Below are 13,176 nucleotides of genomic sequence, written 5' to 3' on the forward strand. Positions count from 1 at the left end.
AACAATATTCTTGAGTTTTAGTCCTGTAACATTTCAAGTCAATCTAGTGCAACAACAAAAGGAGATCATTTTCATGAATACTCAAAAAATTTCCACTATTTTCCGCCATACTGGTGCAATTGCCTCACTCGTCGCTGCGGCTACTGTAGCTACAGGGTTTATGGCGCCATCGGCTTCAGCCCTTTCGTTAGTTCCGTCGGCGGAAGGCGAGGTTAAACTCACAAATCCGGGTTTTACTGCTATTGGTCCATTAGTTACACTTGATGACCTAATCCAAAGTGTAGAGAGTTTAGCTAATCCAGATGGCACTTTCAGCCGTCTATTTGTTGACGACTTAACAACGGCGAATAAGTACGGTGGCGTACAATTCCAAGCAGGAGACGCAGGAACTGTTCCAGGAGGCTTGTGGTTCCGTCCCTCAGAACTGGAGGAAGAACAAGGACAATTAGAAGTCGGAACTTTCAAGTTCAAATTTACGGAAGTGCTTCCTGAACTGAAAATTGCCTATTTCGACACAGAGTCGAGTGGTACAACAGGAGTTCCTGATTTTGGCGGTGTTCTGGACACTGACGGGGTATTAGATGCAGGTTCTAATCCTATTATTCCAGGTCCCGATGGTAATATCTCGTACCAAATCTGGAAAGATGTAAGCTTCATCACACTAAAATTGGGTCAAGATAATCCAATGGTCGGTAAATCGGGTGATGGCGTTGACTTCCAGCTAGAGACAACTGCAGATATACCCGAACCGGCAACTACTCTGGGTTTAGGTGCGTTAGGGTTGATGGGTGCTTTAGGTTTACGCAAGCGCAACAAGAATTTGTCGTAGTCTCTGAAAACTAGGACAAGAGTTCTTAGCAACAATCTACTCTAGGGAAAAGTACTTTTCCTTAGAGTATCGTTTTTTTCGTTTTCCTAGTTTGACTGTCAGGTAGGGCTGGGGCAGTTAAAGCCGTGTTCTATTAGCTTTGCGATCGCATCCCTCCCCAAAAATCCGCAAACAGTGGCTCATATCGACTTTTACCGGGACTGGCATTTATGATCAATGCAGGATCATAAGCTGGTTTAAACAATGCCGCGATCGCTCCAAGTTCACTCTCACTCCGTTTCCCGCGTTAAATCGTCCCTCTTGCGGAATGGCTTTCCCAGTCAGAAGCTTTTGGCGGAAGCCTTGAGTATCTCCCAATCCACCGTGAGCAACTTCCTCAACGGCAAACCCGTGGATTATATCAATTTCGTGGAACTTTGCGCCGCATTAGGGCAGGAATGGCGAGATATCGCTGATTTAGAGACTCCATCTCCCGCTTTGGAGGTACGGGAAATCAGAGCAAAAGTGCTGATGAGTGGATACCCGCCCCATTTTAATCTGACACAAACAATACAACAGGCAATTTGTCAAGCGGGTCATGACGTTTTTTTGGCGCAGCAAAATACTGCCCTGGATAACTACTTAAAGCTATCCGATTACTTGCTGCTGCTATTATCCCAAACCACCGCCGTTAGCGAAATGGTACTCGAACAAGTTCGGCTGGCTAAGACGTTACACCACATCACGCCCCAAAAACCCGCAATTTTGCCCATTTTAGTGGACGTTTGTCAGAATGGAAATGGTATCAGTACCCCCTTACCTTTTGATTTACTTGGCTATCTCCAAGGCACTCAACCCTGGCACTGGCGTTGTCATGATGATCCGACGATTCTCGCCTCAGAAGTTCTCCAGGTTCTCAGCCAAGGGCGCACCGCTTTGCCAACGGATCATCAATTGGCGATTTCTTGGAGTAAACTGACTCCCCAAACACAGAAAAATACATCACTTCATGCGCCTCTCCCTGTCGCTGCACCAGAATTACCCGAAGGGCAAGTCGATCTTGACTCTACCTTTTACATTAATCGCCCGCCCATTGAATCGGTTTGTTATGAAACCATAACTCGACCGGGGGCATTAATCCGAATCAAAGCCCCCCGACAAATGGGAAAAACCTCTTTGATGGCGCGAATTCTGCGTCATGCTGAACAGCAGGGATCTCAAACTGTGGCTTTAAGTTTACAACTGGCAAATCAGCGGATATTAGCGAATTCTAATACATTCTTAGAATGGTTTTGTGCCAGTGTCAGTTTAGCCTTGGGGCGACTCGATCCCGAACAACTGGCAAAATATGCCCAGTTAGCGGATATGATTGGCAGCAATCAAAGCTGTAAAGCCTATTTTGAACAGTATTTACTTCCCCATATTTCCACCTCATTGACATTAGGATTAGATGAAGTGGATCGCCTCTTTGCCTCTCCGGAAATTGCCGATGACTTTTTCGGGTTATTACGGGCATTGCATGAGGAAGCGAAACGGCGCGAGATTTGGCAGAAATTCCGGTTAGTGGTGGTACATTCTACGGAAGTATATGTTCCCTTGGATATGAATAAATCGCCCTTTAATGTAGGATTACCGATTGAATTGCCAGAGTTTAATCAACAACAGGTGATGGAGTTAGCCAGACGCCATGGATTAGAATGGTCGATTGAAACGGTAGATTCTCTGGTTACCTTAGTTGGTGGACATCCTTATTTGGTGAGACTGGCACTTTATCATATTGCCCGTCAGGATATGACATTAGAGGACATCCAGCAAACCGCGCCCACGGAAGCAGGAATTTATAGTGATCATTTGCGCCGCCATTTGTGGAATTTGCAAACCTATCCGGAATTATTGGACGCGATGAAAGCCATAGTAATGGCATCGACGCCAGTCCGTTTACCCTCGCAACAGGCGTTTAAATTAAACAGTATGGGACTGGTAAAACTCTTTGGTAATGATTGCACGCCTCGGTGTCAATTGTACCAGAAATATTTTCGCGATCGCTTGGCGTAAGTGTGGGGAACAGGTGATTCTATTCGCCAACCGAATTTTGGAAAAGAGAGAAAATGGGATGCTCCCGATCTATAGCAACCGCCATAGCGGTTAGGACATATCATTTATGTAGAGACGCGCCATGGCGCGTCTCTACAATGGTGCCGAAAGTTCTTAAAACCTTACCAGCATTGATTTTCTCGCCTGTAGTTGACACATAAGACCGACGTGCGCCCGATTTAACCACCATGACGTAAATCCCCCTGCCTCCAATCGTCATAAATTCCTCATTTTTTCCCGATAAGATGAGGGGATGGATAAGGGTGGCTCATTTTCACCAGTCCACGACTAACCAAATTCTGAGGAAGGGCAATCCATGTCAAAAACCACATTAGCCAAAAATCAACTTCGCAAATGCCCAACCGGGATCAAAGGATTAGACGAAATTACTGATGGCGGATTGCCGTTAGGACGAACAACTCTGATTTGTGGAACAGCCGGGTGTGGAAAGACGTTAATGGGGATGGAGTTTATAGTAAGGGGTATCCTGGACTACTCAGAATCGGCTGTGTTCATGGCGTTTGAAGAAACGGCGGCAGAATTGACCCAAAATGTCGCCTCTTTGGGTTGGGATTTGGACGAATTGACGGCAACAGAAAAACTCTCGATTGATTATGTTTATATTGACCCGCAGGAGATTGAAGAAACTGGGGACTATGATTTAGAAGCTTTATTTATTCGCCTCGGTAGTGCCATTGATGCCATCGGTGCCAAGCGAGTTGTCCTGGATACTGTTGAAGTGCTGTTTTCTGGCTTGTCCAATACCGCGATTGTCCGGGCAGAGTTGCGGCGGTTATTTCGCTGGTTGAAAACGAAAGGGGTTACGGCAATTGTTACCGGGGAAAAAGGGGAGAACTCTCTGACTCGTTATGGCATCGAAGAGTATGTTTCTGATTGCGTGATTCGCCTCGATCACCGTCTCTACGAAGATATTTCAACCCGTAAATTGCAAATTGTCAAGTACCGGGGGTCTAGTCACGGGACAAATGACTATCCCTTTCTGATTAATTCAGACGGGATTACTGTATTGCCAATTACATCCGTGGGATTAGATCATACCGTAACCCACGAACGGATATCGAGTGGGATTGAACGCCTCGACACTATGCTGGGAGGGGAGGGATATTTTCGTGGTAGCAGTATTCTGATCACAGGGACAGCGGGAACGGGGAAAACGACGTTGGCGGCACATTTTGCTGAAGCCACTTGTCGGCGGGGTGAACGCTGTCTCTATTTTGCCTTTGAAGAAGCCCCGCAGCAAATTATCCGCAATATGCAATCGGTTGGCATTAATTTACCGGAATTTGTCAACCAAGGCTTGTTACGGTTTCAGGCGAGACGTCCAACGGCTTATGGCTTAGAAATGCACCTGGTACAAATCCACAGTTTAATTAAAGCGTTTCAGCCCACGGTTGTGATTATTGACCCGATGAGTAATCTGACGATGGGCGGTACTCTCTTACAGGCAAAAGCGTTTCTCTTCCGTCTGATTGATCTGCTAAAGTCCCAACAAATTACGGTGTTTTTGACGAATTTAATCCAAGGGGGGATGCTTGTTGAGCAGACGGAGATCGGCGTTTCCTCGTTAATGGATACGTGGTTGGAGGTGCGTTTTGTGGAGAGTAATGGCGAACGCAATCGTGTATTTTTTATCCTCAAATCTCGTGGGATGGAACACTCCAATCAGGTGCGGGAATTGAAATTAACCAAGCAGGGAGTCGAGTTAGTCGATGTCTATTTAGGAGAAGGGATAGTGCTGACGGGTACGGCGCGAAGGATTCAAGCGGAAAAAGAAAAAGCCGTGAAGTTGACTCGAAAACAGGAATTTGAGCGCAAACGCCGCAATTTTGCCCGCCAGAAAGCGATTATCCACTCCCAAATCACCGCCTTGCAAGCGCAACTGGAACGGGAAGAGGAAAATATTGAAGAGATGATGCAGGAGGAGCAATCCCACCAAGATAATCTACAGCAAAACCGAGTCGCGATCGCGCAGCTTCGTCAGGCGGATTTCATTCAGGGCAATGAGTAGACGTCTGTGGTTAATCTCTCAAGTATCAACTACCCAGTGTTTTTAAGTATGGAAACTCTACAAGAAATTAGCAATCAGGCATCAGGATTTTGGCAATTGCGCCTCTATGTAGCAGGGCAAACCCCGAAATCAATTAAAGCATTTGCTAATTTGAAAAAAATTTGCGAGGAACACCTGAATGGTCAATATCATATCGAAGTGATTGATCTACTCGAAAATCCTCAACTTGCCAAAGGAGACAAAATTGTGGCGATTCCGACATTGGTGCGGAAACTGCCACCGCCACTCAAACAAATTATTGGCGATTTATCCAATACTGAAAAGGTTTTGGTAGGACTCGATTTGCGTCGAGACTCCGAAGCAATTTAGCAGACATAGTGTTAATTGATTTCATTAAAAAATAGGATAAAACAATGAAAAAAGAAAACCTAAAAAGTTCGACAGAAGCCTTTGAAAAAGCCCTAACTCAAAGCAACACAACCCATTACTGTCTCCACTTGTATATTTCTGGAACAACGTTAAAATCGATCCGTGCCATTGAAATGATCAAACATATCTGTGAAGACTATCTTCCCGAACGATACACCTTGGAGGTTATCGATATTTATCAACAACCGGAATTGGTTAAGCAAGCACAGATTTTTGCCACACCTACCCTAATTAAAACACTGCCCCTGCCATTACAACGGATTATTGGCGATATGTCCCAGACAGAAAAAATTATGGTGGGGCTAGATATTGTGCCGAAAAATGATTAGCTATAAATTACGTTGAAATCGATGGCAGAAAAAACACGGGAGGAATTAGAACAAGAACTTCAAGACTTACGCGATCGCCTGAGTGTCGCGGAAGAAACATTGCAGGCAATTCGCCAGGGTGAGGTGGATGCATTAGTCGTATCAGGACCCGCAGGTGACCAGATTTTTACCTTACAGAGTGCCGATGAACCTTATCGACTCTTTGTGGAACAAATGCAAGAAGGGGCAGCTACGGTGACATCTGATGGAATGCTGCTCTATTGTAATCGCCGTTTAGCCGATCTTTTGCAAAGAAATTTAGAAACGGTTATTGGCTCTAACTTTAAACAATACCTTAACCCGGTCGAAGTCCCCTTCTTCCAATCCCTATTGCAGAAAGATAAAGCCGGATATAGTCACAGGGAATTCTACCTCATTGCCAGTGATCAGACAGAGATTCCTGTGGAGCTATCGGTCAGTCCATTGATGATGGAGGGGGTCAAAGTTAATTGTTTAATTGTAACGGATTTAACTGAAAATAAACGACAAAAAAAAATAGTTGCCGCTGAAAAGCTGGCGCGTTCTATTTTCGAGCAAGTGGCTGACGCGATTGTCGTCTGTGATCAAAGGGGAACTATTATCCGCACCAGTATGGCTACCCAGGAACTTTGTGGTCAAAATCCCATACTTCAGCCATTTGATCAGATTTTTCCGCTGATGTTTAGCTCATCTACTATTCGGGAAGATAATCATACAATCTCCTCACCATCCCCAACCTCAGGACACCCCTTTTCCATTGCCACAATTCTGAATGGGGAAATCTTCCAAGGGATTGAAGTCGTTTTTGGGCGAGAGGATGGGCAACAATTCCATCTACTCCTGAGTGGGCGGGCGTTGTTGAACTCCAAAAACCAGATCCAAGGGTGTGTGGTGACGCTGACGAATATTACCGCTCGTAAACAGTCAGAACAAGCGCTGCAAGAGAGTCAGGAACGCTTTCGTCGTGCCGTCCTCTATTCACCTATACCGATTATGCTCCATGCTGAAGATGGCGAAGTGTTGCAGATTAACCAAGCTTGGACAGAACTCACGGGTTACACCCATCAAGACATTCCCACGATCGCAGATTGGACTCAAAAAGCCTACGGTACTCGCCAAGGGTTAGTTCAGGAAAATATTGATCAGTTATATCACCTCGATCAACCCATTGGCGAAGGCGAATATACCATTATCACTCGTAATGGCTCCACTCGCATCTGGGATTTCTCTTCCGCCCCCTTGGGTAAGCTGAGTGATGGGCGGCGCATGGTGATTAGCACCGCTCTGGATGTGACGCTGCGTAAGCAAGCTGAACTGGAATTGCAACAGGCAAACGCCACCCTAGAAGTTCGCGTAGAAGAACGCACCAAGGCGCTGCAACAGGAACTGCAAACTCGTCACCAAGCCGAACAGGAACTTCGGGCGTCCCAGGCTCGATTTGCGGGCATTCTGGAAATTGCCAGTGATGGGATTATTTCTGTTGATGCTAACCAACGGATTATCTTATTTAATCAAGGGGCGGAAAAGATGTTTGGCTATCGGGTGAGTGAAGTGTTGGGTCAACCCCTAGATTTACTGTTACCCAATCGCTACACCATTGCTCACCACCAACATATTAAAACCTTCAGCCATTCTCAGGGAAAAGCAAGGCGTATGGGAGAACGCCAAGCTATTTTTGGTCGCCGCAAAGACGGCACAGAATTTCCAGCAGAAGCCTCTATTTCCAAGCTGACTCTAGGTGATCAGGTGGTGTTTACCGCGTTTGTGCAGGACATTACCGAACGCAAACAATTTGAGGAAAAACTCCAGCAAAGTGAAACCCGACTCAAAACCATCATTACTGCTACCTGCGACGGAATCATGATCGTCGATCGCCAGGGTCAGGTTTGTTTTGCCAACCCCGCCGCCGCCCAGCTTTTTGATATGACCCCAGACGCATTACTGAACTATCAGTGGGGAATGCCTTTAGGAGAAACCACAGAAATCGAGTTGATGCAATCGAGTGGGATAGGGCGAACGGCAGAAATGAAGGCAACTCCGATTCAATGGTTCTCAAAATCGGCTTATGTGATTGCCTTACGAGATATTACTAAACGCAAACAGGCAGATTTATCCCTACAACAGGCGAAAGCCGACGCCGAAGCCGCGAATCAGGCAAAAAGTATGTTCCTAGCGAATATGAGCCATGAATTGCGTACTCCGCTGAATATTATTTTGGGGTTTACCCAGGTGATGAGTCGTGATCCAGCGATTACGCCAGAGGAACAAGAAAATTTAGACATTATTAATAAGAGTGGCAATCATTTACTCAGTTTAATTAACGATGTCCTGGATTTATCGAAAATCGAAGCCGGATGTATTAGCGTAGAAGAGAGCCGTTTTGACCTAATTGCTTTGATGCGATCGCTCCAAGAGATGTTTCAACACAAAGCACGGGCTAAAGGGTTGCAGCTTCACTTAAATATTGCGGCTGATGTTCCTCACTATATTCAGGCAGATAGCAACAAATTGCGCCAAGTTCTGATTAATCTGCTCAGTAATGCGATTAAATTCACGCAAAATGGCAGTATTAATTTACGTGTAGCACTTTTGAAGGCAGAAGGAAATGATCACGGTTCAGACGCCGAGGATATGATAACTCCTCCATCTTCCCAGACGCGCCATGGCACGTCTCTACAGGCTTCCCATCTCCATTTTGAGGTTTCCGACACGGGTGTGGGAATTGCGCCAACGGAATTAGGAAGTATATTTGATGCTTTTATCCAAACTCACGCCGGGAAAGTGGCAAATGAAGGAACGGGTTTAGGGTTAGCAATTAGCCGTAAGTTTGTCCAATTAATGGGTGGTGATATTCAGGTGAGTAGTCAACTGAATCAAGGTAGCACGTTCAGCTTTGAGATTCCGGTTCACTTGGCTGATGCATCCGATATGGAACCCATTCATACTCACCGCCGAGTTATTGGATTAGTTCCCAATCAACCCTGCTATCGGATTATTGTTACTGACGACAAACCCGAAAACCGCCAAATTTTGGTTAAGCTGTTAACCTTTCCAGGGTTAGAGGTGCGCGAGGTGGAAAATGGACAGGAAGCGCTGACATTGTGGCAACAGTGGCAACCCGATCTGATTTGGATGGATATGCGGATGCCGATCATGGATGGCTATCAGGCGACGCAACAGATTCGTTGCCAATCAGACAGTCAAACCCCAATTATTATCGCGTTAACGGCTTACGCTTCCAAGAGCGATCGCGCCTCGGCACTAGAAGCGGGTTGTAATGATTATGTTACCAAACCTTTTCAAGTGGAAACGTTGTTTGCCAAAATGGAAGAGTATTTAGGAGTACGCTATGTTTATGCAGATGATCACCCAAACTTATCCAAAACTACTCAACTAGAGACATCGGTTAACGTCAATCAGTTAACTCCTGAATGTTTATCGGTGATGCCCCTATCCTGGATTGAAATGCTCTCTGAAGCGGCACAGCTTTGTGATGATGAAGAAATTTTCTCGCTTATTGAACAAATTCCGCCAGAGGAAACGCTTCTAATCACGACTCTAAGCCATCTTGCTCACAATTTCCAGTTTGATCCAATTATTCAGCTAGCTCAATCTGTGATTAATTCAGATAAGTAGTTCCGTTATTTCTGACAAGGGCGGGTTTTGTTTTTCCGTTATCGGTGAGGAGGGCGGGTTTTGTTTTTCCGTTATCGGTGAGGAGGGCGGGTTTTGTTTTTCCGTTATCGGTGAGGAGGGCGGGTTTTGTTTTTCATTTATCGGTGAGGAGGGCGGGTTTTGTTTTTCATTTATCGGTGAGGAGGGCGGGTTTTGTTTTTCCGTTATCGGTGAGGAGGGCGGGTTTTGTTTTTCCGTTATCGGTGAGGAGGGCGGGTTTTGTTTTTCCGTTATCGGTGACTAGCTGAATTGATTCCCTAAACCCGCCCCTACAATTGTCCCTAAACCCGCCCCTACAATTGTCCCTAAACCCGCCCCTACAATTGTCCCTAAACCTGGCTCTACAATTGTCCCTAAACCCGCCCCTACAATTGTCCCTAAACCTGGCTCTACAATTGTCCCTAAACCCGCCCCTACAATTGTCCCTAAACCTGGCTCTACAATTGTCCCTAAACCTGGCTCTACAATTGTCCCTAAACCCGCCCCTACAATTGTCCCTAAACCTGGCTCTACAATTGTCCCTAAACCCGCCCCTACAATTGTCCCTAAACCTGGCTTCTACAATTGTCCCTAAACCTGGCTTCTACAATTGTCCCTAAACCCGCCCCTACAATTGTCCCTAAACCTGGCTCTACAATAGAGTTATTACTTATAATGGAGGAGGGCAGCGATGTTGGAGGTTAAAGCGAATATCTTAATTGTAGATGACCATCCTGATAATCTGCGATCGCTGGCTGCCATCCTCATCAGTGCTGGGTATAAAGTGAGAAAAGCTATTAGTGGCAAGATGGCGTTAGAAACCATTCGTTCCTACCCGCCGGACTTAATTCTCCTCGATGTCAAAATGCAGCAAATGGATGGCTATACCGTTTGCTCAACTCTAAAAGCCAACGCCGCTACTCAAAGGATTCCCGTTATCTTTTTGAGTGCCTTAGATGACGTAGAAGATAAGGTGAAAGCCTTTAATGTGGGTGGGTCAGATTATATTGTAAAACCCTTTCAGGCGCAAGAGGTATTAATCCGCGTTAAAAATAATCTGATGATTGCACATCAACGCCAAGAACTCCTCGCCCAAAAGAAGCAACTTCAAGATCAAAATGCCCAATTACAGCTTTTATTAACCCTGACTCACCGGATTAGCCAAACCGATGATTTTCAGTCTGCCCTAACCATCACATTAACGAAAATTTGTCAAACTATTGATTGGGATTTTGCCGAAGCGTGGATTCCTAATCCGAAAGAAACTCTCCTGGATTGTAGTCGGGGATGGTATAGTCGCGATCCCACCTTTGACTTATTTAGATATCATCGAAAAACTACTACGTTTGCGCCGAATATTGGACTACCGGGGCGAGTGTGGGTATCGAAAAAGCCGGAATGGATCACCGAGATTTCGGCAGAATCGGCTTGCTGTTGTCTTTGTGCGGAAGGGGGGTTAAATCTTGACTTGAACACGGGTGTCGGTGTACCGATTCTGTTTCGCGATCGCGTCTTAGCCATTTTAGTCTTTTTCAAACAAGCCAGGAGTGAATCCGAACCGAGATTAATCGACTTTATCCAGCTAATCGCGGCTCAGTTAGGCACATTGATGCAGCGGATTAAAGTCGAAACGGCTTTATTTGAAGCCAATCAGAAACTCAAATATTTAGTGACTATTGATGGCTTAACCGGAATCGCCAATCGCCGCAAATTTGACCAATACATTCATCGAGAATGGCAACGACTATTTCGAGAGCAACTCCCCCTTTCCTTAATTTTAGGAGATATTGATTTTTTTAAGCGTTATAACGATACCTATGGACATCAAGCCGGCGATGATTGTCTGCGAAACGTAGCCACGAAAATCCGCCTCTTAGTTAAACGTCCCGCCGATTTAGTCGCCCGCTATGGCGGTGAAGAATTTGCCGTCATTTTACCCAATACCAATGCCAAAGGCGCGATTCATGTTGCCGAAACTATCCGCCAAGGCGTGGAAACTCTCAAGATTCCCCATGGCGGTTCAGAGAGCAGTAAATATGTCACCTTAAGTTTAGGCGTGTCTAGCCTAATTCCTAATTCTTTAGTGAACGTGGAAGGGTTAATTAATCAGGCAGATCAGGCATTGTATCGAGCTAAAGCAGGAGGCAGAAATCAGACGGTAGCGGAATACTCAATTCCCGAAAATTCATACTGCAATATTTCAAATTAAATTGACGAGAGCAAAGGGTAGTTATGGTAAACAAGCAAACGAGTCTTTTAATCGTAGATGACAATATAGATAACCTGCGCTCCTTGGCGGCAATTCTTAGGTTAGAGGGTTATAAAGTTAGAAAAGCCATTAGTGGACAGGTGGCATTAGAAACAGTTCGTTCTCACCCGCCGGACTTAATTTTTCTCGACATTAAAATGCCACAGATGGATGGCTATACAGTCTGCTCGATTCTTAAACAAGACACCACCACTGGTTCAATTCCCATCATATTTTTAAGTGCCTTAAATGAAACGGCTGATAAACTAAAAGCCTTTGCCGTTGGCGGTGTAGACTACATTACTAAACCCTTTCAAGCCCCAGAAGTCGTGGCGCGAGTCGAGAATCAATTGCGCCTCCAGAGACTTTCTCAACAACTTGTTGAGCAAAATGCACAGCTAATTCAAGAAATTCAGATTCGCCAGCAAACTGAAGCCGCTTTGCATCAAGCTGTTGAGCAAGCTGAAGCCGCCAACCGTGCCAAAAGTGTGTTTCTAGCTAACATGAGTCACGAACTCCGTTCTCCTCTCACAGGCATTTTGGGTTACGCTCAACTGCTGCAAAAAGCTACAGACTGCACTCCTTTGCAACAGAAGGGGCTTGGCGTTATTTATCAGTGCGGTAGTCATCTGCTTACGCTAATTAACGATATCTTAGACCTATCTAAAATCGAAGCTCAAAAACTGGAAATATTCCCCGATTATATTGATTTTTGTTTATTTTTAAATCATCTGGCTGAACTCTTCAAGTTCAAAGCTCAAGAGAAAAAACTTAAATTTGCCTATTTTCCCCTAACTTCACTTCCCCCAGAGATATATGTTGATGAAAAACGTCTGCGCCAAGTTTTAATTAATCTGCTTTCTAATGCAATTAAGTTTACTCATCAAGGTAGTGTCACTTTAAAAGTGAGTGTCAGGAGTTACAGTTGTGAACTGAATGACCATAAAGTAACTTCATCAAGGCAAACGGATAAAGTCCAAAAAACTCTTGCCAATATCCGCTTTGAAATTGAAGATACAGGGATAGGAATTACTCCAGAAAAACGGGAGAAAATTTTCTTACCCTTTGAGCAAGTGATGGAGAGTTCACATAGCCCAGAAGGAACGGGGTTAGGACTGACCATTAGCAAAAAAATCCTTGTTCTTATGGGAAGTAAAATTTTTCTGGAAAGTTGTCCTAACCGAGGAAGTAAATTTTGGTTTGATTTAGATGTATTAACGAACTTACCCAGGTCATATTTTACTATGATTAATGATAGTCAGAGCCAAACTCTATCTCAGGAACTTGGGGATGAGTCGCATCAAATCATCAACACTTTATCCCCAGAACCTGAACTGGTGGTTCCGCCGCTAGCAGAACTACTACTGCTGTATGAAGCTGCTCAAATGGGTGACGTTCAAAATGTGCAGCAGCAAATTTTGCGACTTCAACAATTAAATTCTGACTATCTTGCCTTTGTTACGCAGGTGTTGGAACTCGCGGATAACTTTGATTATGAGGAAATTCTGAAATTAATTGATCAGTATTATGATTATGGCGGAAAAATGACTACCTGCTAGGGCGATCT

The 13,176-nt window shown here is 44.9% G+C and carries 10 protein-coding genes; 9 read left to right on the forward strand and 1 reads right to left on the reverse strand.

Annotated elements, in window-relative coordinates:
- Positions 1–73 precede the first annotated feature (73 nt).
- Positions 74–829: an LEVG family PEP-CTERM protein gene (locus MC7420_RS08530; RefSeq protein WP_006099847.1), complete on the forward strand. Its 756-nt coding sequence runs from the start codon at positions 74–76 to the stop codon at positions 827–829.
- Positions 830–1,072: 243 nt separating this feature from the next.
- Complete coding sequence (locus MC7420_RS08535) at positions 1,073–2,863, forward strand: AAA-like domain-containing protein (RefSeq protein WP_006099768.1); 1,791 nt, start codon at positions 1,073–1,075, stop codon at positions 2,861–2,863.
- A 100-nt stretch (positions 2,864–2,963) separates the two neighbouring features.
- On the opposite strand, the gene MC7420_RS42345 is transcribed toward MC7420_RS08535, so the two are convergent.
- Positions 2,964–3,122, reverse strand: a complete 159-nt coding sequence (locus MC7420_RS42345; protein WP_006099712.1) for a hypothetical protein — start codon at positions 3,120–3,122, stop codon at positions 2,964–2,966.
- A 96-nt stretch (positions 3,123–3,218) separates the two neighbouring features.
- On the opposite strand from MC7420_RS42345, the gene kaiC reads away from it, so the two are divergent.
- The 7 genes from kaiC (at position 3,219) to MC7420_RS08565 (ending at position 13,168) form a co-directional block, all read left to right on the forward strand.
- Positions 3,219–4,931 carry a circadian clock protein KaiC gene (gene kaiC / locus MC7420_RS08540; protein ID WP_006099703.1) on the forward strand — a complete coding sequence of 571 codons (1,713 nt, stop codon included), beginning with the start codon at positions 3,219–3,221 and terminating at the stop codon, positions 4,929–4,931.
- Between the two features lie 48 nt (positions 4,932–4,979).
- On the forward strand, positions 4,980–5,300 hold the full coding sequence (gene kaiB, locus MC7420_RS08545) for a circadian clock protein KaiB (RefSeq protein WP_006099739.1): 321 nt from the start codon (positions 4,980–4,982) through the stop codon (positions 5,298–5,300).
- Positions 5,301–5,344: 44 nt separating this feature from the next.
- Positions 5,345–5,689, forward strand: a complete 345-nt coding sequence (locus MC7420_RS08550) for a circadian clock KaiB family protein (protein WP_006099669.1) — start codon at positions 5,345–5,347, stop codon at positions 5,687–5,689.
- Between the two features lie 21 nt (positions 5,690–5,710).
- A complete protein-coding gene (locus tag MC7420_RS34990; protein WP_006099772.1) occupies positions 5,711–9,343 on the forward strand; it encodes a PAS domain S-box protein in 3,633 nt (1,210 codons plus the stop codon).
- 44 nt (positions 9,344–9,387) lie between these two features.
- Entirely contained in the window at positions 9,388–9,630 is a 243-nt protein-coding gene (locus tag MC7420_RS41235) for a hypothetical protein (protein WP_006099719.1), read from the forward strand.
- Positions 9,631–10,052: 422 nt separating this feature from the next.
- Positions 10,053–11,570 (forward strand): diguanylate cyclase, encoded by a 1,518-nt coding sequence (locus tag MC7420_RS08560; RefSeq protein WP_006099984.1) that lies wholly within the window; start codon positions 10,053–10,055, stop codon positions 11,568–11,570.
- 23 nt (positions 11,571–11,593) lie between these two features.
- Entirely contained in the window at positions 11,594–13,168 is a 1,575-nt protein-coding gene (locus MC7420_RS08565; RefSeq protein ID WP_006099944.1) for an ATP-binding response regulator, read from the forward strand.
- Positions 13,169–13,176: the final 8 nt, after the last annotated feature.

The sequence above is a fragment of the Coleofasciculus chthonoplastes PCC 7420 genome (genome assembly GCF_000155555.1).
Lineage (GTDB): Bacteria > Cyanobacteriota > Cyanobacteriia > Cyanobacteriales > Coleofasciculaceae > Coleofasciculus > Coleofasciculus chthonoplastes_A.

Excerpts from the sequence above, each read along its gene's own strand:
- MC7420_RS42345 (WP_006099712.1), bottom strand. The coding sequence starts at position 3,122 with ATGACGATTGGAGGCAGGGGGATTTACGTCATGGTGGTTAAATCGGGC.
- MC7420_RS08550 (WP_006099669.1), top strand. The coding sequence starts at position 5,345 with ATGAAAAAAGAAAACCTAAAAAGTTCGACAGAAGCCTTTGAAAAAGCC.
- MC7420_RS08535 (WP_006099768.1), top strand. The coding sequence starts at position 1,073 with ATGCCGCGATCGCTCCAAGTTCACTCTCACTCCGTTTCCCGCGTTAAA.
- kaiC (WP_006099703.1), top strand. The coding sequence starts at position 3,219 with ATGTCAAAAACCACATTAGCCAAAAATCAACTTCGCAAATGCCCAACC.
- MC7420_RS08560 (WP_006099984.1), top strand. The coding sequence starts at position 10,053 with ATGTTGGAGGTTAAAGCGAATATCTTAATTGTAGATGACCATCCTGAT.
- kaiB (WP_006099739.1), top strand. The coding sequence starts at position 4,980 with ATGGAAACTCTACAAGAAATTAGCAATCAGGCATCAGGATTTTGGCAA.
- MC7420_RS08565 (WP_006099944.1), top strand. The coding sequence starts at position 11,594 with ATGGTAAACAAGCAAACGAGTCTTTTAATCGTAGATGACAATATAGAT.
- MC7420_RS34990 (WP_006099772.1), top strand. The coding sequence starts at position 5,711 with ATGGCAGAAAAAACACGGGAGGAATTAGAACAAGAACTTCAAGACTTA.
- MC7420_RS08530 (WP_006099847.1), top strand. The coding sequence starts at position 74 with ATGAATACTCAAAAAATTTCCACTATTTTCCGCCATACTGGTGCAATT.